This window comes from Anianabacter salinae (genome assembly GCF_019061145.1).
In the GTDB taxonomy this organism is placed as follows: Bacteria; Pseudomonadota; Alphaproteobacteria; order Rhodobacterales; family Rhodobacteraceae; genus Anianibacter; species Anianibacter salinarum.
The window spans coordinates 1-25,559 of record NZ_JAHQZS010000008.1; the positions used below are offsets into that span (position 1 = coordinate 1).

Here is a 25,559-nt window from a genome sequence, read left to right on the forward strand (position 1 = left end):
GGCGGCGCGGGGCCCGGGCGGGGGGGGGCGGGGGGGGGGGGGCGCGGGGGGCCCCCCGGGGGGCCCCCCCCCCCCCCCCCCCCGGCCCCCGCGACGCCGCAGGCGTCGCAAAACCTTATCAATCCAATGACGCCGCAGGCGTCGCAAGACCTCGTCAATCCAATGACGCCGCTGGCCGCGCAATCGCTCTCAGGCACCCCGCGCCTCCGCCATCCGCTGCGCCATCTCCAGCGCCGCGATCATGCTCGACGGATCGGCGACACCGGTGCCCGCGATGTCCAGCGCGGTGCCGTGATCGGGCGAGGTGCGGATGAACGGCAGGCCCAGTGTCACGTTGACCCCGCCCGCGAAATCCAGCGTCTTGATCGGGATCAGCGCCTGGTCGTGATACATCGCGATCGCCGCGTCATAGCGCGCGCGGGCGGCGGCGTGGAACATCGTGTCCGCCGACATCGGGCCCGCGACAGCCATCCCCTCGGCCCGCAGGGTGTCCAGTAGCGGGCCGATCATCGACACCTCCTCGCGCCCCATCGCGCCGCCTTCGCCCGCGTGGGGGTTCAGCCCCGCGACGGCGATGCGCGGCGCGCTTATGCCGAAATCACGGCGCAGCGCGGCGTCGGTGATGCGGATCGTCTCTGCGAGGCCCGCCGCCGTCAGCGCGCCCGGCACCTCGGCCAGCGGGATGTGGATCGTTGCGGGCACCACCTTCAGCAAATCGCAGGCCAGCATCATCACCACGCGCACGTCCCCCGCCAGCGCGGCAAGGTATTCGGTGTGGCCGGGATAGCCAAAGCCCGCCCCGTCGATGAGCGCCTTCTTGTGGATCGGCGCCGTGCACAGCGCGCGGGCGCGGCCATCCTGCACCAGCGCCACACCTTGAGCGATGGCATCGATCACGCCTTGGGCATTGGCCGGATCGGGCGTGCCGGGGATCGACGGCTTGGGAAAGCGCAGCGGCCAGACCGGCAACCCGCTGCGCGCGGCGCGGGCGGCATTGGCGGGGTCGGCGACCTCCTCGACGGGAACAAGCCCGTGCAGGTGGCGCGGATCGCCGATCCACAACAGCGGCAGACGCTCCCTGAAATGCTCCCATGCCCGGGCCGCGATCTCGGGGCCGATGCCCGCAGGTTCGCCGCAGCTGACCGCAATGGGCGCGAGGGTCATTGCCCCTCGGGGTAGGTGATGACCGCGTCGGCCTTTAGTTCCGCCAGATACCCGTCGGCATAGGACTGGACGCGCTGGTTGAACAGGTTCTCGCGGATCTGCTCGCGCGAGACGTCCTCGCTCAGGGCCAGGGTGCGTCCGCACAGCATCAGGAACACCAGGGCGCTGCCGTCGGCCGTGGTCAGGTTGGTCGACACCTCGCCCTCGTCAAGCTGCGCCAGTTCCAGCGCGATATCGCCCTGCAACTCGCCGACCGCGATGGTGTCGCGGCGCAGTTGGTCCTCGGGCAGGTTCTGCGCGATGCCGTAAAGGTCGTCGCAGGTGTCCACCTCGGCCTCGATGTCGCGGGCGCGCGCCAGTGCATCCTCGGTGCGTCCGCCCGGCAGGAACAGGCGCGCGAATTCCACCGACACCGCTTCGGGTGTCGGCACGCCGGTTTCCTCAAGCGCGCGCAATTGGAACAGCGCGATCGCATTCGGCAGCGGGATCGGCGCGGTGACTTCGCCGACATTCAGTGCCAGCACCTGGCTGGAGATTTGCGGCGGCAGATTCGACAGCGGCATCCAGTCGAGGCGCCCGCCGCGTCCGCGCGACGGCGCTGCCGAGAACTGCTGCGCCGCCGAGGCAAAGGCGGGCAGGGTGTCGATGGCAGCGATCTGGGTGGCGCGGGTGCGCGCGGCGGCAGAGCGTTCGGGCGTGTCTGCGGGCAGGATCACCTCGGACAGAAGCACGCGCACGCCTGTCTGGGTCGAGCCCAACTCGATCGCACGGTCGATCTCGGCCTCGGTCACCTGGGCGCGGGGGCCAAAGCGTTGGCCGACCAATTCGCGCCACAGCAGGCCGTTGCGCACGAATTCGCGGAACGACAGCGCATCGACGCCTTCCTGCCCCAGCGCGGCGACGAACTGCTCGGCGGTGAGGTTGGCGCGGCTTGCGAATTCCTCCATCCCGGCCTGCACCTGTTCGTCGGTCAGGGTGACGCCCGCGCGGCGCGCCGCCTCGGTCTGCAGGCGTTCCTCGATCAGAACCTCAAGCGCGCGCTCTTCCGAATTGCCGGGCGCGCGAAGGGCGTCGAAGAACAGGGCCCGCTGGTTCAGTTCATACTGCGTCACGATCTGGTCGTTCACCCGCGCGACGGGCGCGAACAGGTTCTGCGCCATCGCCCCTGACGTGCCAAGGACTGCTATGCACAGGGCCATCAGGGCGCTTGCGGCGAGACGTGTAAGACGCGGGGACATGGGTCGTGTTCCTTTCGGTCGTCGCGGGGGGCGGCGGATCAGCCAGAGCAGGTGCGCCGGAACCGCCGTGCATCGTTGCCGACGCCGTTGAGGCCAATGGTGATGCCATAGGCCGTTTCCTGCGTCGCGCTTGTGGATGAGATGTATCGCTGCGTCCAGCTGAGGCCAACCCGGATACACTCGTTCTGATAGGTCAGGTCGATCACGGTGTCGTCGCGCCGGTCCGCGACAAGGTCGAACCGGGTCGAGAACGCCGTCGACCAGCGCTGCGACAGGCTGATCCCGCCGCTGAATGCGATTTCGCTGACATCGGTGGCGCGCGACTCGGCCAGATCGGCCAGCGAATAGAAATAGGTGCCCGAAACCGACAGCCTGTTCATGCTGAAGCCCGCGCGCGCCTCGGCCCGGGTGACATCGAGGCCGGGATCGAGCAGCAGCCGCGATTGAAGGGTCCAGCCCTCGTATTCGACCCCCGCCGCGACAAGGTAGTCGGTCGCAGACCCGGACAGGCCGCTGGAGTTGGAAAAGCCAGCCGTCGTGCGGTCTCGGAACACCCGCCCGCCCGCAAGGTGCAGCGTCCAGCCACTGTTGGCATAATGGCTCCAGGTCAGGCCAAGCGCGGCCTGCAGGCCTTCCTCGGTGCGGTCGTCGCCCGAAAAGCGGCTGAGCTTGAGGAAGTTGCCGAAGTCGAATTCGTTCAGGCGGCTGTCATCGTTCGGCAGACGGTCGCCGAGAAGTCCGGCATAGCCGACCTGCAGGATCGGCTCGAGCAGCTGGCTGCCCGACCGTGTCTGCCGCGACACCGGCCAACGCAGGCTGGTGGCGACCGTGGGAACCGCCTGCGCCAGGTTGGACCCAAAGGCCGGATCGTCGCGGGTCAGGACGTAGTCTCCCGCAAGCCCTGCCTCGAACCCGGCCACCACGCCGCCCGCGAGAAACCAGTTCTTCTGCCAGTCGATTTCCGCATGGGCCTGCACCGAATCGCGCGCGGTGCAGTCGAGCACGCTCTCGGCGGTGCAAGAGGCTGTGATCGCGGGCGTGATGGTGCGCAGCGGGCGGTTGAGACCGGCAAGTTCGAACTGGAACCGCCCCTCGCCGCCCAGCGACAGCGGCGTGAACCTGCGATCATACAGCAGGCTCAGGCGCGTTGTGGCAGACGTGCCATAGCTGACCGTCGGCGTGTTCGACTTTGTCTCGTAATAGTTGGCTTCGGCGTTGAAGTATGACGCCCGCTTGGTGCGCGACAGCGACGCGCTGCTGGCAAATTCGGTGCTGACCGGGAACCCGTATTCCGACCCGTAGCTGGCGTCCGACGCATCGTTGATCGAAAAGGCCAGCGCGAAATCGCGCGGCAGATTGAACGTGGTATCGGCCTTGATGAAATAGCGCAGTTGCCCGGGCCGGATGCTGTCATCGCTGACCGCGCCCTGCACCGTGACAAAGCCGTTGCGCAGCGCCCGGCGATAGCGGAATTCCAGCGTCCGCGTCTCAGGCGCAAGATAGGGCGTCAAGAGCAGGTCCTGGTGATCGTCTATCGCGATGAAGTAGGGCACCTTTATGCCAAAGCCGAACAGGTCGCTGACCCGGTAGCTGGGCGTGAGGAAGCCGGTAGCGCGCTTGAGCGTTGGGTCGGGCATCCGCAGGCGCGGAAGATAGGCGATCGGCAGCCCGCCGACCTCGAACCGGGCATCGTAGAAGTAGATCTGTTTTTCTTCCTGGTCGTGCACCACGCGGCGCGCCCGGATCTGCCACAACGGCGGACCGTCGCCGCACACCCGGCAGGTCGATGCGACGGCATTGCCAAGCTGGTTGTAGCGTCCGTTCACGCGGAACGCCTCGGCCCCGGCGATCTGCATCTGTTCGTCCAGCACGATCCGCGCGCCAAGGACGATGCCGTTCAGAAGGTCGGCGTCGAGATCCGCCTGCTCGCCGGTCAGCACCGTGCCATCGGGCTGCACGATGGTCAGCGGCCCGTCGATGACGATGCGGTCGGCCTCCTGGTCATAGACGATACGCGGGGCGCGCAGGCGCGATCCCTCGTACAGCACCTCGACGTTTCCGGTCGCGGTGATGGTCTGATCGCCGGACAGGGCCACCTGATCGGCGACCAGCGTGGCAGGGGTCTGCGCGGCGGCGCCGGCCGCACACAGCACCACGAAGGCGATCTGCCATAGCAGCCGCCGGAGCACCATCAAAGTTCCGTTCGCACGGCCCGTGTGCAGCACGTCTTCATCGCCCCCGTTCACTGCGCACGACCCTAGCGGATCGTCCGCGCCCGCGAAACTGATATCTGGCAAATCCTTGACCCCGCCGCTACCTATTGCGGGGATCGACCACAGGAGACGCAACATGACCACACCCGCCCCCGCAACGCTGACCGAAACCGATCTGGACGCGATCGCGGCGTTCGAGGGCCGCGTCGCGATCTTCGTCGAAGAGGACGGGCGACTCGATCCCGCCGGGCGCCGGGTCAACCGGCTGACGCGCGGCGCGCTCGAGAGGATGGCGGCATCGGGCAGGTTCACCGAGATGAAACAGGGCGACGCCGCCGAGATCGCCTATCCATCCGGCATGGCCGCGCATGGGGTCGTCGTGGTCAAGCTGGACCGCCGCGCCGGGGATGAGGCTGCGCGCAAGGCCGGGGTTGCATTGGGCCGGATCAAGGCAGGCAAGCCGCTGCTGATCCTTGGCGGCAACCGCAAGCATGCCGCTGGCGTGCTGCTGGGCGCGACGCTGCGCGCCTATGCCTACAGCGACCAGAAGACCAAGGCCGCCGACCCCGAGGCGCCGATCACGCTGATGGTCGGAGCGCCCGACGATCACCGTGCGGCGGTCGATGCCGTGTTCGCGCTGGCCGAAGGCGTGTTCTTCACCCGCGATCTGGTCTCGGCCCCCGCCAACGTGCTGACGACGACCGAATTCGCCGCCCGGCTGGAGGCGCTGCGCGGCATCGGCCTCGAGGTCGAGGTGCTGGACGAGGACCGGCTGGAAGAATTGGGGATGCGGCTCTTGCTTGCCGTGGGGCAGGGTAGCCGCGCGCCGACCAAGATGGTGGTGATGCGCTGGATGGGCGGCGGCGACGAGGCGCCGGTGGCGCTGGTCGGCAAGGGGGTCGTATTCGACACCGGCGGCATCTCGATCAAGCCCGCCGCGGGTATGGAAGACATGACGATGGACATGGGCGGCGCAGGCGTGGTGTCGGGCGTGATGAAGACGCTCGCGCTGCGCAAGGCGAAGGCCAATGTCGTTGGCCTTGTCGGGCTGGTCGAGAACATGCCCGACGGCAACGCCATACGTCCCGGCGACGTGGTCGCCTCGATGAAGGGCGACACCGTCGAGATCATCAACACCGACGCCGAGGGCCGCCTCGTTCTGGCCGACGTGATGTGGTACGCGCAGGAAACCTATCAGCCTCGCGCCATGGTCGACCTGGCCACCCTGACCGGCGCCATCATCATCGGCCTCGGCCATGAGAAGGCGGGCGTCTTCTCGAACGACGACACGTTGTCGGGGCAGGTGCTCAAGGCGGCCGGCGCGGTAGGCGAGGGCGCGTGGCGCATGCCGCTCGATCCGGCCTACGACGCGCAGCTGAAATCCGACATCGCCGACATGAAGAACGTCGGCGGCCGTCCGGCCGGCTCGATCACCGCCGCGCAGTTCCTGCAGCGATTCGTCAAGGACGGCACCCCGTGGGTGCATCTCGACATCGCGGGCGTTGCCTCGACCAAATCGGAAAGCGCCCATGCACCCAAAGGCGCCTCGGGCTGGGGGGTCCTGACGCTCGACCGGCTGATCCGCGACGGCTTCGAGGGCTGATGGGCGCGGCATACTTCTACCACCTGACGCGCCAGCCGCTCGAGGCCGCGCTGCCGATGCTGCTGGCCAAGGCGCGTCAGGCGGGCTGGCGCGTGGCGGTGCGCGGCACCGATCCCGCGCGGCTGGACTGGCTCGACCAGAAACTGTGGCTCGGGGCAGAGGACGGGTTCCTGCCGCATGGGCTGGCGGGCGGGCCGAACGATGCCGACCAGCCGATCCTTCTGACCACCGCCCGCGCCGCGCCGAATGCCGCCACCTGCGTCATGGCGATCGACGGCGCCGACATCGCTCCGGACGAGGTCGCGGCGCTTGACCGGGTGTGCATCCTTTTCGACGGCAACGATGCCGCGTCCGTGCAGACCGCGCGCGGCCAGTGGAAAACCCTCACTGCCGCCGGGGCCGCCGCGCAATACTGGTCCGAGGACTCGGGCCGCTGGGAAAAGAAGGCGGAAAGCGGCGGCAGCTGACCCGGTGCGCGCACCTTGTCATCTTTGGTCTTCAAATACCTCCAGGGGGGTCTGGGGGGACAGCGTCCCCCCAGCCTCGCCGCCCTATCCCGTCGCCGGGGATCTCGCGCGGAACGGATGCCGCGTCATGTCGACCAGTGACACCGTGGGCGCATAGCGGCCGCCAAGCGCAAGGGTCGCGCGCCGCAGGAACTCGATGCCGTCCTCGGACCGCACCGGCAGGGCCGAGGCCGAGATCGGCTCGCCGACGTTGATCCGGTAGGGCTGGCGGTGCTTGTTCAGCGTCTCGTGGAACAGCGTGATGTCGCGCAAGGTGGGGTGGATCGCGTCGAACAGGTAGAACAGCGCCGAGTTGCGGGCGCGGATGTTCACCGGGATCACCGGCACGTCGAACTTGCGCGCGATCATCGCGGCCGAGGCCATCCAGTCACGCTCGAACAGGCGCAGGCCGCGACGTTTCGCCAGCCGCCCGGACGGAAAGATTACGCCCAGCCGTCCCGCCTCTATCGCGGTCTTGGTCAGCTGCATCGTCTCGCGGGTCTTGGCGTGGCTGCGCTTCTCGGGGCGCCATTCGACCGGGACGATCATCTCGGACATCTGCGGCAGCACGCGCAGTATGTCGGAATTGGCGTAGACGTAAAGATCGGGGCGGATCGGGGCCAGCGCGGCATGCATCATGATGCCGTCGGCGATCCCCGTGGGATGGTTCGACACCACCAGCGCGGGGCCGTGACGCGGAATGTTCTGCAACCCGGTGACCTTGAGATCCCGCGCCAGCAGCTTGCCCATGTGCGCCATGATCTCGGCGTTTGACTTGTCGCGGAAATAGGCCCCAAGCTCCAGCGTGCGGCCATAGCCGAGCATCCGCTCCAGGACCCACCGGGCGGGACGTGTGCCGGGGCGGCTGGCGAAAAGCCAGGGGGCCCGTTCGGCGATCAGAGGATCGAGTCTCTCACGCATCCCAACCCCTTCCCAAAACAACGCGACATGCGTGTGACACCGTTGCGGGGTGCCTCCTCGGGGACGCGCAGCGCGCCCACGAAAACCCCGCCGCGTGCTGCCGCGACGGGGTCAAAATCGGCCGAAACCGACCATTTCGCAAGAGCGATCATCGGATCAGGCAGCCTTTCGCTCGTGCAAGCCTTCCTGGATTTCCTCGATGATCTTGCTGCAGAAGGCGTCCAGATCGCCCGGATTGCGGCTGGTGATAACGCCGTTGTCGGCGATCACCGCCTCGTCGACCCAGGTTGCGCCCGCGTTGATGACGTCGGTCTTCAGCGACGGGTAGCTGGTCATCGTGCGGCCCTTGGCGATGCCGGTCTCGACCAGCAGCCAAGGCGCATGGCAGATCGCCGCAACGGTCTTGCCCTGATCGAAGAAGGCCCGGATCAGCTTCAGCGCGTCCTCGTTCACGCGCAGAAGGTCGGGGTTGATCTGGCCGCCCGGCAGGACGATGGCGTCGTAATCGTCCGCCTTGACGGTTTCCAGTGCGACATCATGGTGCGCGATGTCGCCCCAGTGGTCCTGGTCCCAGCCGCGGATATCCTCGCCGCCGGGGGTGGCAAGGTGAACGGTCGCGCCGATCGAGGACAGCTTGTCGCGCGGGGCTTCGAGTTCGGACTGCTCGAAACCGTGCGTGGCGAGAATGAGAATCTTCGCTTCGTTGATGGCAGGCATCGGTTTCCCTCCAGATGGGTGCGTGTTGCCTTGCAAACGTCTGGAACGGCGACGGGTTCCGCCTGGCTCAGCGCCCGCCAGCCACATCCAGTAACGCCCCCGTGACATAGCTGGATTCCTCCGACAGCAGCCACAGGACCGCCTGTGCCACCTCGTCCGGGGTTCCCGCGCGCCCAGCCGGGACGTGCGGGCCCAGAGTTGCCGCGCGGCCCGGCACGCCGCCCTTGGCGTGGATGCCGGTGTCGATGATGCCCGGGCGAACCGCGTTGACGCAGATGCCGTCGCCCGCAACCTCGATCGCCAGCCCGCGCGTGAGGGTGTCGATGGCGGCCTTGGTGGCGGCATAATCGACATACTGGCCGGGCGCGGCGTGCCGCGCCGCCTCCGACGAGACGTTGACGATGCCGCCGCCGTTGCCGCCAAGCGCGGTCGACATCCGCCGCACCGCCGCCCCTGCGACAAGGATCGGTCCGGTGAGGTTCGTCGCCACCATCCGCACCACGCGGGCGGCCTCGTAATCCGCCACCGGCTGCGCCAGATCCACGACACCGGCGTTGTTCACCAGCGCGTCCAGCCCGTCAAAGGCCTCGTCGAGTTGGGAAAAGGCGGCCTCGACACCCTCGGGCTGCGACAGGTCCGCGCCGATCAACGCGGTGCGCGCGCCCTTTGCGGCGCAGTCCGCCGCCACCGCCTTGGCGCCCGCGCGGTCGCTGTGGTAGCCAAGCGCGAGGTCCCAGTCGGCGGCCGCCATCCGGGCGACCGCCGCGCCGATCCCGGCGCTGGCGCCGGTGACGAACAGGACCGGCCTCTGGTCTGGCCGGGTCATGCGGCGTCGCCAAGGATGCGGCTGACCATCTCGGTGGTGTCCCGCGACAGGTCCTTCGTGGCCAGGATGCGGCGCAATTCGCCGGTCATCATCGCCTGCCGGTCCGCGTCATAGCGCCCCCAGGTCTCGAACGCCGTCGTCATCCGCGCCGTGGTCTGCGGGTTGAGTGGGTCGAGCCGGATCAGCCAGTCCGCCACCAGCCGGTAGGCGGCGCCGTCCGGCGCGTGGAACCCCGCCGCGTTCGCCGTCAACCCGCCGATCACCGCGCGGAAACGGTTGGGGTTCTTCCAGTCGAAATCGGGGTGCGCCGTCAACTGGTCCGCGATCCCGGCGGCATCCAGCGGCGCGGCGTGCAGCACCTGCAGCATGAACCATTTGTCCATCACCAGCCGGTCATCGCGCCAGCGGCGATAGAAGCCCTGCAGCTCGTCCTGCCCGCGCCCGTGATCCAGAAGGCAGGACAGCGCGCCCAGCTGCTCGGTCATGTTGTCCGCATCCCGGAACTGCCGCGCGGCCAGCGTGCCCTGATCCAGCCGGGTCAGAAGGCCAAGCGAGGTGAGGCGCAGCGCGCGGCACCCCGCCGCCCGCGCATCGGGCGTGTAGGGGCCGGGGATGTTCATCGCCTCGTAGAGGTCGGGCAAGACGCCCGACAACCGCTCGGCCAGCGCGTTGCCCAGCCTCTCGCGCGCCTGCCGGATCGCCAGCGGATCGGGGGTCACGCCGCCGTCGAACAGGGTCTGCGCCATGTCGTCGTCCGACGGCAGGCGCAGCGCCAGCGACCGGAACGCGGGGTCCAGCGCCTCGTCGCGCGCCACCCGTTCCAGCGCATCCAGATACGCCGGGCCGGGCGAGGCGCCGTCGGTGACCATCCGCGTCAGCACGTCCTTGGCCAGACTGCGACCCGCCTCCCACTTGTTGAAGGGGTCGGTGTCATGGGCCAACAGGAAGGCGCGTTCCTCGGCGCTGGTCTCTCGCGTAAGGATCACCGGCGCCGAAAAGCCGCGCAACAGCGAGGGCACGGGTTTCGCGCCGAGCGAGGGGAACGAAAAGCTCTGTTCCGCCTCGGTCAGCTCCAGCACCGTCGTCGGCACCACCTCGTCGCCGTTCGGAGACAGAAGGCCAACGGCGACCGGGATCACCAGCGGGTCCTTGACGGACTGGCCGGGCGTCGGCGGCGTGTGCTGGCGCAGGGTCAGGGTATAGGTGCCATCCGCGAACGCCTCGGACACCTCGACGCGCGGCGTGCCCGCCTGGGTGTACCATTTCGAGAATTGCTGAAGGTCGCGGCCCGTCACCTCCTGGAACACCGCAAGCCAGTCCTCGATCGTGGCGGCATCGCCGTCGTGGCGGTCGAAGTAGAGCCGCAGCGCGCGGTCATAGGCGGCATCGCCCACCAGACGCTTGAGCATCCCGATCACCTCGGCGCCCTTCTCGTAGACGGTCGCGGTGTAGAAGTTGTTGATCTCGACATAAGAGCCGGGCCGCACCGGATGCGCAAGCGGGCCGTTGTCCTCGCGGAACTGGCGGGCGCGCAGTTGCAGAACGTCGTCGATGCGCTTGACCGCGTGGCTGCGCGCGTCGCCCGAGAACTGCTGGTCGCGGTAGACCGTCAGCCCCTCTTTCAGGCACAGCTGGAACCAGTCGCGGCAAGTCACGCGGTTGCCGGTCCAGTTGTGGAAATACTCGTGCGCGACGATCCCCTCGATCATCTCGTAATCGCGGTCGGTCGCGGTTTCCGGTGACGCCAGGACGTATTTGGAGTTGAAGATGTTCAGCCCCTTGTTCTCCATCGCGCCCATGTTGAAATCGTCCACCGCAACGATGTTGAACACGTCCAGATCGTATTCGCGGCCATACACCTCTTCGTCCCAGCGCATCGAGCGTTTCAGGGCGTCCAGCGCGTAGTCGCAGCGCGATTCGTCGCCCGGGCGCACCCAGACCGCGAGCGATACCTTGCGCCCCGAGCCTGTGGTGTAGCTGTCCTCGACCGCGCGCAGATCGCCCGCGACCAGCGCGAACAGGTAGGACGGTTTCGGCCACGGATCGTGCCAGACCGCCACCCCGCGCTCCATCCTGACGGGGTTGCCGTTCGACAGCATCACCGGCGGCTCGCCCTCGATCCGCACGCTGAACGGGGCCATCACGTCCGGGCGGTCGGGATAATAGGTGATCTTGCGGAACCCCTCGGCCTCGCATTGGGTGCAATACATGCCCTTCGACATGTAAAGCCCCTCCAGCGCGGTGTTTTCGGCGGGCGCGATCTCGACTTCCGCCTCCCAGGTAAAGCTGTCCTGCGGCAGTCGATCGGCGGGCACCCTCAGGCCGCGCTCGGTCATCTCATGGCCGGACAGGGGCGTTCCGTCGATGCGCGCCTCGATCAGCTTGAGGGCCTCGCCGTCAAGCCAGAGATCGCCGCGCGGAACGTCGGGGTTGCGGTGAAACCGGATCGACGAGATCACGCGCGTCGCAGTCGGATCGAGGCGAAAGATCAACTCGGTACGCTCTACCAACCAGGCGGGGGGCGTATAGTCTGCCAGATGGACGGCCTGCGGCGCACTGTCTTTCATCACATCGAGCCTCCTTGGAGTTTTTCACATGAAATCCGGGCGTTGGACGGAACCAAATCCCGTCGCCCGGGCGTTGGTCCGACAAGGGATATTCGTTTCACGGATGCCGGGTGATTATAAAGGGGAAATTCAGTGTCAGCACCGAAGACAGACATCGAAAAGCAGGAACGCCGCCACAAGGGGCCGCTTGTCGGCATCGCCGTCGCGGTCTCGGTTGCGCTGCTCTTGCTTCTGGCCTTGACCGCCTATGTCGTCATGACGGGCAACGAGCCCGACGGCGCGGACACGCTGATCGACGGGCGCACCGGAGAAGAGGTTCCCGCCGACTGACGCGTGGGGCCGCGCGGGAACAAGGTAAAGCGGGGCATGCCCAAAGCCATCCGAAAGGCCGACCTGCCGCAGAAGACCTGTGCCACCTGCGGCCGCCGGTTCAGCTGGCGCAAGAAATGGGCGCGGGTGTGGGACGAGGTGCGCTACTGCTCTGACCGCTGCCGCGGCGCGCGGGGGTCATCCGCCTCAGGATCGCGCAAGATGCCTGCCGCCTGACCCTCGGGGTGCGACCTTGCATCTTGAGCGGGCCTGCAGCCCTTTCGCATCAGAACGCTTGTTGCCTATCGGAAACTTTTTTCCTATCGCTCTGCGAAGCCCGCCCATGAGCCGGGCAGAACCGGAGGCAGGCATGACGGACCGCACGCAGAAATTCGGACTACAGGTCGAAAGCAGCCTGGCGGAATTCATCGACACCCGGGCGATCCCCGGCACAGGCGTCGATCCCGATACCTTCTGGCAGGGTCTGTCGGAACTGGTCCACGACTTCGGCCCGAGGAACCGCGCGCTTCTGGACACGCGCGAGGAGATGCAGCGCCGCATCGACGACTGGCACATCGCGCGCCGGGGCCAGCCCCATGACGCGGACGCCTACGAAGTGTTCCTGCGCGAGATCGGCTATCTGGTCGAGGACGGCCCGGATTTCGAGATCGAGACGCCGCCGACCGACCCCGAATTCGCACGCATCGCTGGGCCGCAGCTGGTCGTGCCGATCACCAATGCGCGCTTTGCGCTGAACGCGGCGAACGCGCGCTGGGGGTCTCTCTATGATGCGCTCTACGGCACAGACGCGCTGGGCGATGCACCGCAGGGCGGCGGCTATGATCCCGCGCGGGGCGCGCGGGTGATTGCCTGGGCGAAGGGATTTCTCGATCAGGCCGCCCCACTGCACGCGGGAAGCCATGCCGACCTCGTCGGCTACAGCGTCACGGCGCGCGGGCTGGTCGGCTTGCGCCTTGCGGATCAGGATCATCGCGGCAGCGTCTCGGCCATCAGCCGCGACAAGGGCCCGGACGAGACGCCGCCGACCGACATCCACGAGGTGCCGCTGGCGCGCCCGAACCAGTTCGTCGGCTTTCGCGGGGCGCCCGAGGCGCCGAGCCATATCCTGCTCGAGAACCACGGCCTCAAGATCGAGATCGTGATCGACGCGGGCCACACCATCGGTGCATCCGATCCGGCCCATGTCGCCGACGTGCGGCTTGAATCGGCGCTGTCGACGATCATGGATTGCGAGGATTCCGTGGCCGCCGTCGATGGCCCCGACAAGCGGCTGGCCTATGCCAACTGGCTGGGCCTGATGACCGGAGACCTGGAGGAACGCTTTGACAAGGGCGGTCGCACGATCACCCGCCGCATGGCGCCCGATGCGAGCTACACCGCGCCGGGGGGCGGCACGCTGAGCGTCAAGGGCCGCGCCCTGATGCTGGTGCGCAACGTCGGCCACCTGATGACCACGCCCGCGATCCTGGACCGGAACGGCCATGAGGCGTTCGAGGGGCTGATGGACGCGGCGGTCACGGTGCTGATCGCAATGCACGACCTGAACAAGACGGACGGCGCGCGCAACTCGGTCACCGGGTCGGTCTATGTCGTGAAGCCCAAGATGCACGGTCCCGCCGAGGTCGCCTTTGCCGATGAGGTCTTTGCCCATGTCGAGGAGATGCTCGGCCTGCCGCTGCACACCGTCAAGCTGGGGATCATGGACGAGGAGCGCCGCACCAGCGCCAACTTGCGTGCATGCATCTGCGCCGCCAGGCACCGGGTCGCGTTCATCAACACCGGCTTTCTCGACCGCACCGGCGACGAGATCCACACCTCGATGGAAGCCGGGCCGATGGTGCGCAAGGGCGACATGAAGACCTTGGACTGGATCAGGGCCTACGAGGACCGCAACGTCGACATCGGCCTGTCTTGCGGGCTGCGCGGGCGGGCGCAGATCGGCAAGGGCATGTGGGCGATGCCGGACCGCATGGCCGAAATGCTGGAGGCCAAGATTGCCCATCCGCAGGCAGGCGCGACTTGCGCCTGGGTGCCGTCGCCCACCGCCGCGACGCTGCACGCGACGCATTATCACAAGGTGGATGTCGCCGCGGTGCAGGAGAAGATCGCGCAAGGCGGAGCCCGTGCCACGCTGCGGCAGCTTTTGACGATCCCGGTCGCGGACGGGCACAACTGGTCCGGCGCCGAGATCACGCAAGAGGTCGAGAACAACGCGCAAGGCATCCTTGGCTATGTCGTGCGCTGGGTCGACGCCGGGGTCGGCTGTTCCAAGGTGCCCGACATCCACGACGTCGGCCTGATGGAGGACCGCGCGACCTGCCGCATTTCGAGCCAGGCGCTGGCGAACTGGCTGCACCACGGGATCGTGAGCGAGGCCGAGGTGCGCGCCGCGATGCGCAAGATGGCCGCTGTGGTCGATCGCCAGAACGCGGGGGATCCGGCCTACGTGCCGATGGCGCCCGGTTTCGACGGCCCGGCGTTCAAGGCGGCCTGCGATCTGGTTCTGAAGGGTCGCGTGCAGCCTTCGGGGTATACCGAGCCGGTGCTGCACGCCCGGCGGCTGGAGCTGAAGGCGGGCTGAGCCGTTTCGCCCCGCTGGCGCGGGGCGACCGGGCTGGGGGCTCTGCCCCCAGACCCCCGGAGGTATTTGTGGACCAAAGATGAAAAGGGGGACGACATGGGCCTGACGCTTGAAGCTACCGAGACGATCATCCGGGTGACGCGCGAGGCAGGGCGCGAGATGGGGCTGAAGCCGCTGGCGGTCGCGGTGCTGGATGCGGGCGGGCATCTGCTGGCCTTCGCCCGCGAGGACGGCTCGGCGCCTGGGCGGTTCGAGATCGCCTTTGCCAAGGCCTACGGCGCGGTGATGCTGGGGATGCCCGGCAGCGCGCAGATGAAGCGGGCCGAGGCGCAGGCCTATTTCATGGCCGCCGTGAACGGCGTCTATGGCGGCAAGGTGATCCCGGTGCCGGGCGGCATCCTGATCCGCGGCGCGGACGGCGCGATCATCGGGGCGGCGGGCGTGACCGGCGACACCTCGGACAACGATGCGGCGGCGGGCCTCAAGGGCATCGCGGCGGCGGGGCTGACTGGCGAGGCGTAGGGCATCCGCTCGGGCATTTGCCCGCAAATGAGGCATTCGCCGCCGCACAGGGCGATGTGCGGCACTGGGGCTTCATCTGCGCGCGGCGGGGCGTTATGTCTTGGGGCATGAGCAGCACGGATTTCGCAGAATGAACCGCCCCATCGTAGGTATCATCGGCAACGCGCACATGATCTCGGACACCTACAAGGTGCATGCGGGCGGCTATTGGTGTTCCGAGGCGATCGCGAAGGTGACGGGCGCCTTGCCGCTGATCGTGCCGTCCGATCCCGATCTCGTGGATCTCGACGATCTGATGTCGGTCTGCGACGGGTTCCTGCTGACCGGCGGGCGCGCCAATGTCCATCCCGAGGAGTATGGCGAGGCGGCGACCGAGGCGCATGGCGCCTTCGACCGCGAGCGGGACGGCATCACGCTGCCGCTGGTGCGCCGCGCGGTCGAGCGCGGGCAGCCGATGTTCGGCATCTGCCGCGGCTTTCAGGAGGTCGCAGTGGCCTTTGGCGGCACGCTGCATCCCGAGATCCGCGATCTGCCGGGGCGGATGAACCACCGCATGCCCCCGGGCGGCAGCCGCGACGAGATCCGCGAATTGCGCCAGCGTGTCACTTTGGCGGACGGCGGGCCGTTCCACCGGCTTTTCGGCGCGCGCAGCGTCATGACCAACACGCTGCACGGGCAGGGGGTGATGACCCCCGGCGCGGGTGTGGTGATCGACGGGTTCGCCGACGACGGCACGCCAGAGGCGCTGTATATCAAGGATGCGCCCGGGTTCACCCTGTCGGTGCAGTGGCATCCCGAACTCAACGTCGAGGATGACCGCCCGTCGCGGCAGCTCTTTGAGGCGTTCGGCGATGCGGTCCGGTCCTGGGCGGCCGGGGAGCGCCCACGGATTCTGAAAAGCGCCTGATCGGGGGCGGACGGGCCGGGCGCCGGGCTGGAAGCCACGGCGCAGCAGCGCTATGCGGGGGGCGACGAGACTGCACAGGGCCCCCTGACGATGACCGAGATTCCGCCGAACCTTCATCCCGTCCCCGCCGATCTGGTCGAGCCGGAGTATCCCGCGCAGTCCCTGATCGGCTTTCAGCTGACCGGATGGGGTGACGGGTATGCGCGTTTCGAGATGGATCTTGGCCCGCAGCACATGAACCGGCACGGCAATCCGCATGGCGGCATCGCGGCGGCGCTTCTGGACAGTGCGATGGGCTTTACCGGCGCGTTCACCGGCGCGCGCGACGACATTCGCCACACCATGTCGCTGTCGATCACGGTGAACTACCTTGCGCCGCCGGAAGGCCCGCGGCTGGTGGCCGAGGGGCACCGGACCGGGGGCGGTCGCAAGGTCTATTTCACCGAAGGGCGGATGTGGGACGGGGCGGGGCGCCTGTGCGCCACCGCCACGGGGACCTTCAAGGCGCGGGACTAGAACCCCGGCAGGCGGTTCAGCAGGCCGCGGCGTTCGAAGGTGGCGCCCTTGCCCGCACCGAAGGTCACGCTGCCCTGCAGGCCGATATACGCGCTCGACGTGGTGGCGCCGCCGCTGTTGACCGAGGCCGAGCCGATCTCGGCGGACAGGTCGAACCGGTCGGCGAGCGTTACGCCGCCGCCGATGCCGAAGCGGTTGACGTAGGCGCCGGTGAGGCCGACGTGGTCGGCGGTGGCGTAGACGTTCACACCCTGCGGCGTCGCGTAGTCCCCGCGCAAACCGTAGAGCGTTCCGTTGCCCGCGCCGAACTGCGCGATCCCGATATGGGTCTCGACACTGCCTTGCGCGACGCCGATCTGCGCCTCTGCGCCGTAATAGCTGATCGAGCCGAAGGTGGTGCCGGTATCATGGGCGTAGAAGCCGCCGACTGCGGTTCCAAGGCTGGGCGAGAAGTTCAGGTGCAGGCCGTAGCCGTCCGCGCTCGTGCCGGTGCCGCCAAGGCGGTAGTTGGTGTAATCGGCCTGGCCGCCGAAGCCTTGGGCGCGGAACTCGCCCGCGACGCCGATCTCGCGCTTGTTGCGCGACGCGTTCCCGGCGTCGAAGGAATAGCCAAGCACGAATTCACCGCCGAATTCGGACTGTGCGGATAAAGGGGTGACGAAAACGCCAAGACAAGCGGCGAGTGCCGCAATGCGAATGCTCATGAAACTGCCTCTCGGTGGTGCCGCCTCTTGTCGGGCAGCATTTGAGGCAGTTTAGCACAAACTGCGCATAGGTCGATAGGGTCTTGGCACCCCCCGCAAAGTGACCGTGTTGACCGGGCGTCAGGCTATCGCTAACACTTTCCCGGCGCGAAAAGCGGCACCTCGACGTGCCGGGCGCTCCAGGGAGGAACCAATGAAGATCACTTTCGCACGCGCGGCGCTTGCCGCAGCGGCGGTTGCGCTGACCGCGCCTGCCGCATTCACCGCCAGCCACAGCATGTTTTCACCCGAAAACCCCGAGTGCATCGCCCCTGCGAACCCGGGCGGCGGCTGGGATTTCACCTGCCGCCAGGTGGGCAAATCGCTTCAGGATCTCGGTCTGATCGAAAAGACGATGCAGGTGGTCAACCTTGCGGGCGGTGGCGGCGGCGTGGCCTATGCCGAAGTCGTCAACAAGCGCAATGACAGCAACGACCTGATCGTCGCAGCCTCGTCCGCCACCTCGACCCGTCTGGCCCAGGGCGCGTTTCCGGGCAACACCATGGACCAGGTGCGCTGGCTTGCCTCGATTGGCGCCGATTATGGCGTGATCGCAGTTGCCGCCGACAGCGCGGTCAGCACGCTGCCCGAGCTTCTGGACCAGATCAAGACAGACCCGACGACGGTGTCCATCGCGGGCGGCTCGGCCGTTGGCGGCTGGGATCACCTCAAGGTGCTGATCGCCGCGAATGCCTATGGCATCGAGGACGTGCGCGCCGTGAAATACATCGCCTTCGACGGCGGCGGCGAAGCTGTGACCCAGCTTCTGGCCGGGTCGGTGCAGGCGTTCACCGGCGATCTGTCCGAAGCCAAGGGTTTCGTGGATTCGGGCGACATCAAGGTGATCGCGGTTCTCGCGCCCGAGCGTCTGGGCGGTGAGTTCGCCGAACTTCCGACCGCGCGCGAGCAGGGCGTCGACGCCATCGGCGCGAACTGGCGCGGGTTCTACGGCCCCGGCGGCATGTCCGACGAAGCCTACGAGGGCTGGGTCGCCAAGATCGCCGAGCTGTACGCCTCGGACGAGTGGAAGGCGATCATGGAGCAGAACGGCATTGCGCCGCTCGACCTGCAGGGCGCCGCGTTCGAAGCCTTTGTCGCCGAGTCGGTCGCACAGATCGAAGCCATCTCGAAAGAGATCGGCATCATCCAGTAATCGCCCCCAAGACGGGCGATCCGGGCGGCGCGCCATCCTGCGCCGCCCGGCTTACACCACATAACGCCGGGGGAACTGGATGAGCGATCGCATCTTCGGGGCCGTGGGCCTTTTCATTGCCATTCTCTTCGCCTGGTCGGCGACGCAGATCCAGGAGAGCTTCCTGTCCGATGCGGTCGGCCCCAAGGCGTTCCCGATCATCATCGCAACCATTCTCGGGCTGGCCTCGGGCGCGATCATGCTGCGCCCCGATCCCAATCCGACATGGCCTGCGCTGGGCCGCCTGACCGAGATCCTCGCCGCCATCGTGGTGATGCTGCTTTATGCCCAGTTGCTGCCAGAGCTTGGCTTCGTGACCGCGACCGCGCTCGCCTCGGCCTATCTGACCTGGCGGCTGGGGTCGGGACCCCTGCAGTCGGTGATCATCGGCATCTGCACCTCCATCGGCATCTATACCGTCTTTCACCTCGTGCTCGGGCTGTCGCTGGCCCGTGGCCCGTTCGGCTTCTGAGGGCTTCGCGATGGACATGCTTTCTTCTCTCGGCGACGGGTTCGCCATCGCGTTGACCTGGCAGAACATCGGTCTTGCGCTGCTCGGCTGCTTTCTGGGCACGATCATGGGCGCGCTGCCGGGCCTTGGCCCGTCGAACGGCGTGGCGATCCTGATCCCGCTTGCCTTCACGCTCGGCCTTGGGCCGACGGCCTCGTTGATCCTGCTAACCAGCGTCTATTACGGGGCGATGTATGGGGGGCGCATATCGTCGATCCTCTTGAACATTCCGGGCGACGAGCCTGCGATGATGACCTGTCTCGACGGCTATCCGATGGCCCAGCAGGGCCGCGCGGGCGAGGCTCTGACGCTGTCCGGCATCGCCAGCTTCGTCGGTGCATTCTTTGCCACCTGGGGCCTGATCCTGCTGGCGCCGCAACTGGTCAAGGTCGCGCTGCTGTTCGGACCGGCGGAATACTTCGCGCTGTTCGCGCTGGCGTTTGCGACGCTGGGCGGCGTGTCCTCGACCAACCAGGCGAAATCCGCCTTCGCCGCGATGCTGGGCCTTGGCCTTGCGATGATCGGCGTGGACACCCAGACCGGTGTGCCGCGCTTCACCTATGGCGAGGTGCACCTTTACGATGGGATCGATTTTCTAGTCGCGATCGTCGGGCTGTTCGCACTGTCCGAAGTGTTCATCTTTCTCGAGCATCGCCACGGGTCCGCCGACGCGGCGGGCAAGAAGATCGTCGTCGGGCGGCTTACCCCGTCCTGGTCGGTGCTGAAGAAATGCACGCCGACGATGCTGCGCAGCACGGTGCTGGGGTTCCTCGCGGGCGTCCTGCCGGGGGCGGGAGCGTCGCTTGGCTCGTTCATCGCCTATTCGATGGAGAAAAAGCTGGTCGACCGCGACGGTACCTTCGGCAAGGGCGACCCGCGCGGCGTCGCGGCGCCCGAGGCCGGCAACAACGCGGCGGCGGGCGGCGCGCTGGTGCCGATGCTGGCGCTGGGGGTTCCGGGGTCGGGCACCACGGCGGTTCTGCTGGCGGTGCTGCTGGCGCTGAACATCACGCCGGGGCCGCTGCTGTTCCAGAACAACCCCGACGTGGTCTGGGGCCTGATCGCGGCGCTGTTCATCGCCAACTTCATGCTGCTGGCGATGAACATTCCGATGGTCGGGCTGTTCACCCGTGTGCTGATGGTGCCGCCGCGCATCCTGATGCCGGTGGTGGCGATGGTCAGCTTTGTCGGGATCTACGGCATTTCCGGCTCCAGCTTTGATCTGATGGTGATGGTGGGCTTCGGCGTGCTGGGCTGGGTGCTGCGCAAGTTCGACGTGCCGCTGGTGCCGGTGATCCTGGGCACGCTTCTGGGCAACCAGATGGAGAACAACCTGCGCCGCGCCGTCACGATCTCGAACGGCGACTGGACGACGCTAGTGGACAGCGCTCTGTCCATCGGGCTGTGGACCGTGGCTGTGGTGGGCTTCCTGCTGCCGATCTTCGTGGGCGGCATGGTGCGCCGCCGGATGCGCCGCGCGGGCGACGAGGAAGGCTCGATCCGCGACTGATCGTGGGCGCTAACCCTGACCATCCGAACCTGAAAATGCGAAAAGCCCGGACCGAAGTCCGGGCTTTTTCGTCTGTTCCTTCGGGGGTTTCGAAGGGACCCATTGGAGCGGGCGAGGCGATTCGAACGCCCGACCCTAACCTTGGCAAGGTTATGCTCTACCCCTGAGCTACGCCCGCATCCTTGGGTGAGGCGTGAGATATAAATAACCGCCGGGGGCCGCAAGGGTCTTTTTGGACCTCGCGGCGATTTTTTGCCCCGGCCGTCCGGGCCCGCCGCAAGGCGGTCCGGGGCGCCGGTTTCAGGCGCCGGGCGTCCACATACGGTCGCGCACCTCGGCCAGTCTGGTGATGCCAAGCTGGCCCATGTTCGATTTGAGATCATCGGTCAGGATGTGCACGACATGGGCGGCGCCCGGTGTTCCGAACGCGGCGAGCCCGTAGTGGAAGGCGCGGCCCAACATGGTGAAATCCGCGCCAAGCGCAAAGGCGCGCAGGATGTCGAGCCCGCCTTCGATCCCCGAATCGAAGATCACCGGATAGTCGTCGCCGACCGCCGCGCGCACGCCGGGCAGGCAGTCAATCGCGGCAGGGGCGCCGTCGAACTGCCGCCCTGCATGGTTCGACACCCAGACCGCATCGGCGCCCGCATCCTTCAGCCGCACGGCGTCCTCGCCAAAGAGGACGCCCTTCACGACGAGCGGCCCGTCCCAAGCCTGCCGGACCCGCGCCAGATACTCCCAGTCGGGCGAGGTGCGCAGCAGGTAGCCGATATGCTGCGTCGAGGGCAGCGGCCCGATCTTGTCGGAATAGCTTTCCATGAAGCGCAGGCGCGGCATCCCGACGCGCGCCGTCCCCAGCGCCCAGGCCGGACAGCGGGCGGTCTGCGCAAGGATGCGCGGGGACATCCGGGGCGGATGCGTCAGCCCGCCCTTGCGCTGACGCTCGCGCCGGCTGGCGACGGGCACATCGGCGGTCAGGATCAGCGTGTGGAAGCCCGCCGCCTTCACCCGGCCCAGCATGTCGGCCAGGATCTTGGGATCGCGCGGCGTGTAAAGCTGGAACCAGCCCTGATCGCCGATCATCGGCGCGACGTCTTCTGGCGTGCGGCTGGCGACGGTGGACAGCCCGTAGGGAATGCCGCTGCGCTGCGCGAGGCGCGCAAGGCTAGGCTCTGCCCCAGGCCAGACCAGCCCCGACATGCCGACGGGCGCGATGCCGAACGGCAGCGGGTAGTCCCGGCCAAGAAGGCGCACCGACAGGTCAGGGACGGTTTCGCCGGACAAGACGGCGGGCCGCAGCAGAACCTTGTCGAGAGAGGCGCGGTTGCGGGCCTTTGTCGCCTCGGTGCCGGTGGCGCTGTCGAGGTAGTCCCAGACAAAACGCGGCACACGGCGGCGCGCGCGCGCGGTCAGGTCGGCAATCGAGGGGTGCGTGTGATCGAGATCCATGACGCGTGAATAGCGCCGGGCGCTGGCGGGCGGAAGGGGCTGCATGACCGGCCGGGGCGACCGTGGAGGGGCCGGGTTTGAGTATTTGCAGACCAAAGATGATGAGGGTGGTGCGGGGCGTCCGGGGGCGTGTTAACGAAGGTTAACAACACGCAGGGGGCGAGACGTGGGCGAGGTGGGAATTGCGGCGCTGCTCTGCGGCTTGCTGAGTGGGGGCGCCACCGAAATGCGCCAGAGTTTCCCCAACCTCGGCGAGAACCGGATCATCCGAATCGACTGCGAGACACCGACGCACGTCATCGAGATCGGCCTCGACAACAAGGCAGGCTCACGCGACAGCGTACATCAGGCGGTGTTCTCGGCGCTTCTGGCCGGCAAGACGCCGATGGTGGTCATCATCGACACCGACGGGCGCGAAGACCGCTATCAGTACGAAATCCGGCGCGTCGCCGATCACCTGGGTATTGCCTATGGCACCTGCTCCAAGGATTTCGTCGTGGCCTGGGCGGCGACATCAGCGTTCCGCGATGTGCCGCTGGACAAGTCGCTCAACGATCTGCCAGTGATGGCATCGAGCCGGGTGTCATGCGACCTTGGCAAGGCGATTTCCCTTCCAACCCTTGAATGACGCCCGGAACGAAGGTGGAACACGCCCTTTCCACCGGGCGGGCAAACCGCTAGATTGCCCGCATGAGTCACTTCGATGAAGACGACGCCTTTGCCAGTGCCGCGCAGACCTCGCTGTCGGCGCGGGCCATGGCGGCGCGGCCGCAGCCCTATCTGGACGATCTGAACCCCGCGCAGCGCGCGGCGGTCGAGGCGCTCGATGGCCCTGTCCTGATGCTCGCTGGCGCGGGCACCGGCAAGACCAAGGCGCTGACGACACGGATCGCGCATCTGCTGAACGTGGGCAAGGCGCGCCCGAACGAGATCCTCGCCGTGACCTTCACCAACAAGGCCGCGCGCGGGATGAAGGACCGCGTGGCGCGGCTGCTGGGGCAGACGGTCGAGGGGATGCCGTGGCTCGGCACCTTCCACGCGATCTGCGTCAAGCTGTTGCGCCGGCATGCGGAGCTGGTGGGGCTCAAGTCCAATTTCACGATCCTCGACACCGACGACCAGGTGCGGCTGCTCAAGCAACTGGTGCTGGCCGCCGACATCGACGAAAAACGCTGGCCGCCGCGGCAGCTGGCCGGGCATATCGACCACTGGAAGAACCGCGCCTGGACGCCGGACAAGGTTCCAGCGGCCGAGGCGAGCGCCTTCAACCAGCGCGGGGTGGAACTGTATGCCCAGTATCAGGCCCGCCTGAAAGAGCTGAACGCCGTCGATTTCGGCGACCTCTTGCTGCATGTCCTGACGATCTTTCAGACGCATAAGGATGTGCTGGCGCAGTATCAGCGCTGGTTCCGGTACATCCTTGTCGACGAGTATCAGGACACCAACGTCGCGCAGTATCTTTGGCTGCGCCTTCTGGCGCAAAGCCATCGCAACATCTGCTGCGTGGGTGACGACGACCAGTCGATCTATGGCTGGCGCGGCGCCGAGGTGGGCAACATCCTGCGGTTCGAAAAGGATTTTCCCGGCGCCACCGTGATCCGGCTGGAACAGAACTACCGCTCGACCCCGCATATCCTGTCGGCCGCATCGGGTGTGATCCGCGCCAATGCGGGACGCCTGGGCAAGGAGCTGTGGACCGAGGAACAGGACGGCGAGAAGGTGCGCCTAATCGGGCACTGGGACGGCGAGGAAGAAGCGCGCTGGATCGGCGAAGAGCTTGAGGCGATGCAGGGCGGTACGCGCGGGATGCGGCCGATGAGCCTGGACGAAAGCGCGATCCTTGTGCGGGCCAGCCACCAGATGCGCGCCTTCGAGGACAGGTTCCTGACCATCGGGCTGCCCTACCGCGTGATCGGGGGGCCGCGATTCTATGAACGGCTCGAGATCCGCGACGCGATGGCCTATTTCCGCGTCGCCGTATCGCCCGACGATGATCTTGCCTTCGAGCGGATCATGAACACGCCCAAACGCGGCGCGGGCGACAAGGCGCAGCAGGTGATCCAGCGCACGGCGCGGGAGAGTGGCGTGTCGCTTCTGGAAGGCGCACGGCTGGCGGTGTCGGCGGACATGCTGTCGGGCAAGGCCAAGGGCCAGATCGGAACGCTGTGCCAGCAGTTCGACCGCTGGCACGACCTCGTGCGCAGGCCGGACCAGAGCCATATCGAGTTGGCCGAGATGATCCTCGACGAGTCGGGCTATACCGGCATGTGGCAGAACGACAAGACGCCCGAGGCGCCGGGGCGGCTGGAGAACCTCAAGGAACTGGTCAAGGCGCTGGAGCAGTTCGAGAACCTGCAAGGCTTCCTCGAACACGTCGCGCTGATAATGGACAACGAGCAGGAAGAAGGCGGGCCCAAGGTGTCGATCATGACGCTGCATGCCGCCAAGGGGCTGGAATTTCCGGCCGTGTTCCTGCCCGGCTGGGAAGACGGGCTGTTCCCGTCGCAGCGGTCGATGGACGAGAGCGGGCTCAAGGGCCTCGAGGAAGAGCGGCGGCTGGCCTATGTCGGCATCACGCGGGCCGAAGAGGCTTGCACGATTTCCTTTGCCGCGAACCGCCGGGTCTATGGCCAGTGGCAGTCTGCGTTGCCGTCGCGGTTCATCGACGAATTGCCCGAGGCGCATGTCGAGGTGCTGACGCCTCCTGGCCTCTATGGCGGCGGTTTCGGAGCGGCCGGCATGGCAGCCAGCGCCGCCCCTCAGATCATGGGTATGGAAGGGTCTGACCTGCACGACAGGGCCAGCCGCGCCGATGTCTACAACTCGCCCGGGTGGCGCCGCCTGCAAAGCCGCGCGACCGAGCGCGGGATGAGCCAGCCGCGCGAGACGCGCAACCAGGTCATCGACCTCGACGCGGTGTCGGCGTTCACCGAAGGCGACCGCGTGTTTCACCAGAAGTTCGGCTATGGCCTGATCGCTGCGATCGAGGGCGACAAGCTGGAGATCGCATTCGACAAGGCCGGGACCAAGAAGGTCGTGGCCAAGTTCATCGTCAGCGCCGACGCCGCGGACGACGTGCCGTTCTGACAATCCATCAAGGCTGAAAACGAAAAAGCGGCGGTGCCCAGGGAGGAGGAGGGGCACCGCCGCCGAAGTCACGAGTCCCTCAGGGAGGAGGAAGAGAGACCCGAGCCATTTGGGCCGGTTTCGGCCCGAAGAAGATGTGCGGCACCACCCAGGGAGGAGGAGGGGTGGTGCCGCTCAGTTAACGGACCCCAGGGAGGAGGAGGGGGTCCGATACCGTCGAGGCCTTTCGGCCCCTGAATTCGCGTGGCGACGACACCCAGGGAGGAGGAGGGGTGCCGCCGCCTACGTCACGGGCCTCAGGGAGGAGGAGGAGACCCGATGCCGTTGGAGCCAGTCGCTGGCTCCGGTGTTCCGTGGCGACACCACCCAGGGAGGAGGAGGGGTGGTGCCGCCGAGGTCACGAACCCCAGGGAGGAGGAGGGGGTCCGATGCCGTTGGAGCCATGTCGGCTCCGGT

Annotated in this window: 22 protein-coding genes and 1 tRNA gene; 13 read left to right on the forward strand and 10 right to left on the reverse strand. The window is 67.3% G+C overall.

The genetic code is table 11. The features are described from left to right. Positions 1 to 189 precede the first annotated feature (189 nt). The 3 genes from pdxA to KTJ87_RS16820 are packed head-to-tail and all read right to left on the reverse strand — an operon-like array spanning position 190 to position 4,591. Positions 190 to 1,164 carry a 4-hydroxythreonine-4-phosphate dehydrogenase PdxA gene (gene pdxA, locus KTJ87_RS16810; protein ID WP_267140316.1) on the reverse strand — a complete coding sequence of 325 codons (975 nt, stop codon included), beginning with the start codon at positions 1,162 to 1,164 and terminating at the stop codon, positions 190 to 192. Then, entirely contained in the window at positions 1,161 to 2,402 is a 1,242-nt protein-coding gene (locus tag KTJ87_RS16815) for a peptidylprolyl isomerase (RefSeq protein ID WP_267140317.1), read from the reverse strand. Before KTJ87_RS16815 ends, pdxA begins: the two co-directional genes overlap by 4 nt. Before the next feature lie 38 nt (positions 2,403 to 2,440). Beyond that, the gene (locus KTJ87_RS16820; protein ID WP_267140318.1) at positions 2,441 to 4,591 is read right to left on the reverse strand and encodes an LPS-assembly protein LptD; all 2,151 of its coding nucleotides are present in this window, start codon (positions 4,589 to 4,591) and stop codon (positions 2,441 to 2,443) included. Positions 4,592 to 4,751: 160 nt separating this feature from the next. On the opposite strand from KTJ87_RS16820, the gene KTJ87_RS16825 reads away from it, so the two are divergent. After that, a complete protein-coding gene (locus tag KTJ87_RS16825; protein WP_267140319.1) occupies positions 4,752 to 6,218 on the forward strand; it encodes a leucyl aminopeptidase in 1,467 nt (488 codons plus the stop codon). Then, positions 6,218 to 6,685 (forward strand): DNA polymerase III subunit chi, encoded by a 468-nt coding sequence (locus KTJ87_RS16830; protein ID WP_267140320.1) that lies wholly within the window; start codon positions 6,218 to 6,220, stop codon positions 6,683 to 6,685. The genes KTJ87_RS16825 and KTJ87_RS16830 overlap by 1 nt, the downstream gene beginning before the upstream one ends. An 84-nt stretch (positions 6,686 to 6,769) precedes the next feature. Here the strand turns inward: KTJ87_RS16830 and KTJ87_RS16835 are convergent, their stop codons facing one another. The 4 genes from KTJ87_RS16835 to pepN all read right to left on the reverse strand — a co-directional run bounded on the left by KTJ87_RS16835 (position 6,770) and on the right by pepN (position 11,755). Further along, positions 6,770 to 7,645, reverse strand: a complete 876-nt coding sequence (locus KTJ87_RS16835; protein ID WP_267140321.1) for a lysophospholipid acyltransferase family protein — start codon at positions 7,643 to 7,645, stop codon at positions 6,770 to 6,772. Between the two features lie 156 nt (positions 7,646 to 7,801). After that, positions 7,802 to 8,362: a type 1 glutamine amidotransferase domain-containing protein gene (locus KTJ87_RS16840; protein WP_267140322.1), complete on the reverse strand. Its 561-nt coding sequence runs from the start codon at positions 8,360 to 8,362 to the stop codon at positions 7,802 to 7,804. Positions 8,363 to 8,429: 67 nt separating this feature from the next. Then, positions 8,430 to 9,188, reverse strand: coding sequence for an SDR family oxidoreductase (locus KTJ87_RS16845; protein WP_267140323.1), 759 nt, complete (start codon positions 9,186 to 9,188; stop codon positions 8,430 to 8,432). Then, positions 9,185 to 11,755, reverse strand: coding sequence for an aminopeptidase N (gene pepN / locus KTJ87_RS16850; RefSeq protein ID WP_267140324.1), 2,571 nt, complete (start codon positions 11,753 to 11,755; stop codon positions 9,185 to 9,187). Before pepN ends, KTJ87_RS16845 begins: the two co-directional genes overlap by 4 nt. A 132-nt stretch (positions 11,756 to 11,887) precedes the next feature. Here pepN and KTJ87_RS16855 point away from each other — a divergent pair, with 132 nt between their 5' ends. The 6 genes from KTJ87_RS16855 (at position 11,888) to KTJ87_RS16880 (ending at position 16,611) form a co-directional block, all read left to right on the forward strand. Next, positions 11,888 to 12,085 carry a hypothetical protein gene (locus tag KTJ87_RS16855; protein WP_267140325.1) on the forward strand — a complete coding sequence of 66 codons (198 nt, stop codon included), beginning with the start codon at positions 11,888 to 11,890 and terminating at the stop codon, positions 12,083 to 12,085. 36 nt (positions 12,086 to 12,121) lie between these two features. Continuing rightward, complete coding sequence (locus KTJ87_RS16860) at positions 12,122 to 12,301, forward strand: DUF2256 domain-containing protein (RefSeq protein ID WP_267140326.1); 180 nt, start codon at positions 12,122 to 12,124, stop codon at positions 12,299 to 12,301. 133 nt (positions 12,302 to 12,434) lie between these two features. Next, on the forward strand, positions 12,435 to 14,666 hold the full coding sequence (locus KTJ87_RS16865; protein WP_267140327.1) for a malate synthase G: 2,232 nt from the start codon (positions 12,435 to 12,437) through the stop codon (positions 14,664 to 14,666). A 96-nt stretch (positions 14,667 to 14,762) separates the two neighbouring features. After that, the gene (locus KTJ87_RS16870; protein WP_267140328.1) at positions 14,763 to 15,188 is read left to right on the forward strand and encodes a GlcG/HbpS family heme-binding protein; all 426 of its coding nucleotides are present in this window, start codon (positions 14,763 to 14,765) and stop codon (positions 15,186 to 15,188) included. 130 nt (positions 15,189 to 15,318) lie between these two features. Beyond that, positions 15,319 to 16,095 carry a gamma-glutamyl-gamma-aminobutyrate hydrolase family protein gene (locus tag KTJ87_RS16875; protein ID WP_267140329.1) on the forward strand — a complete coding sequence of 259 codons (777 nt, stop codon included), beginning with the start codon at positions 15,319 to 15,321 and terminating at the stop codon, positions 16,093 to 16,095. Between the two features lie 90 nt (positions 16,096 to 16,185). Then, positions 16,186 to 16,611: a PaaI family thioesterase gene (locus KTJ87_RS16880; protein ID WP_267140330.1), complete on the forward strand. Its 426-nt coding sequence runs from the start codon at positions 16,186 to 16,188 to the stop codon at positions 16,609 to 16,611. Here KTJ87_RS16880 and KTJ87_RS16885 read toward each other — a convergent pair. Beyond that, complete coding sequence (locus KTJ87_RS16885; protein WP_267140331.1) at positions 16,608 to 17,315, reverse strand: hypothetical protein; 708 nt, start codon at positions 17,313 to 17,315, stop codon at positions 16,608 to 16,610. The genes KTJ87_RS16880 and KTJ87_RS16885 overlap by 4 nt on opposite strands. Before the next feature lie 193 nt (positions 17,316 to 17,508). Between KTJ87_RS16885 and KTJ87_RS16890 the strand changes: the two genes are divergently transcribed. From KTJ87_RS16890 to KTJ87_RS16900, 3 genes are all read left to right on the forward strand, one after another. After that, positions 17,509 to 18,507, forward strand: a complete 999-nt coding sequence (locus tag KTJ87_RS16890) for a Bug family tripartite tricarboxylate transporter substrate binding protein (RefSeq protein WP_267140332.1) — start codon at positions 17,509 to 17,511, stop codon at positions 18,505 to 18,507. 79 nt (positions 18,508 to 18,586) lie between these two features. Further along, positions 18,587 to 19,018: a tripartite tricarboxylate transporter TctB family protein gene (locus KTJ87_RS16895; RefSeq protein ID WP_267140333.1), complete on the forward strand. Its 432-nt coding sequence runs from the start codon at positions 18,587 to 18,589 to the stop codon at positions 19,016 to 19,018. 10 nt (positions 19,019 to 19,028) lie between these two features. After that, positions 19,029 to 20,567 (forward strand): tripartite tricarboxylate transporter permease, encoded by a 1,539-nt coding sequence (locus tag KTJ87_RS16900; RefSeq protein WP_267140334.1) that lies wholly within the window; start codon positions 19,029 to 19,031, stop codon positions 20,565 to 20,567. A 103-nt stretch (positions 20,568 to 20,670) separates the two neighbouring features. Here KTJ87_RS16900 and KTJ87_RS16905 read toward each other — a convergent pair. Together KTJ87_RS16905 and KTJ87_RS16910 are read right to left on the reverse strand one after the other, a co-directional pair. Further along, positions 20,671 to 20,745: transfer RNA gene (locus KTJ87_RS16905), tRNA-Gly, on the reverse strand. A gap of 122 nt (positions 20,746 to 20,867) precedes the next feature. Further along, a complete protein-coding gene (locus KTJ87_RS16910) occupies positions 20,868 to 22,016 on the reverse strand; it encodes an alpha-hydroxy acid oxidase (protein WP_267140335.1) in 1,149 nt (382 codons plus the stop codon). Between the two features lie 166 nt (positions 22,017 to 22,182). On the opposite strand from KTJ87_RS16910, the gene KTJ87_RS16915 reads away from it, so the two are divergent. Continuing rightward, on the forward strand, positions 22,183 to 22,644 hold the full coding sequence (locus tag KTJ87_RS16915) for a hypothetical protein (RefSeq protein ID WP_267140336.1): 462 nt from the start codon (positions 22,183 to 22,185) through the stop codon (positions 22,642 to 22,644). 62 nt (positions 22,645 to 22,706) lie between these two features. Then, positions 22,707 to 25,103 (forward strand): ATP-dependent helicase, encoded by a 2,397-nt coding sequence (locus KTJ87_RS16920; RefSeq protein ID WP_267140337.1) that lies wholly within the window; start codon positions 22,707 to 22,709, stop codon positions 25,101 to 25,103. Positions 25,104 to 25,559: the final 456 nt, after the last annotated feature.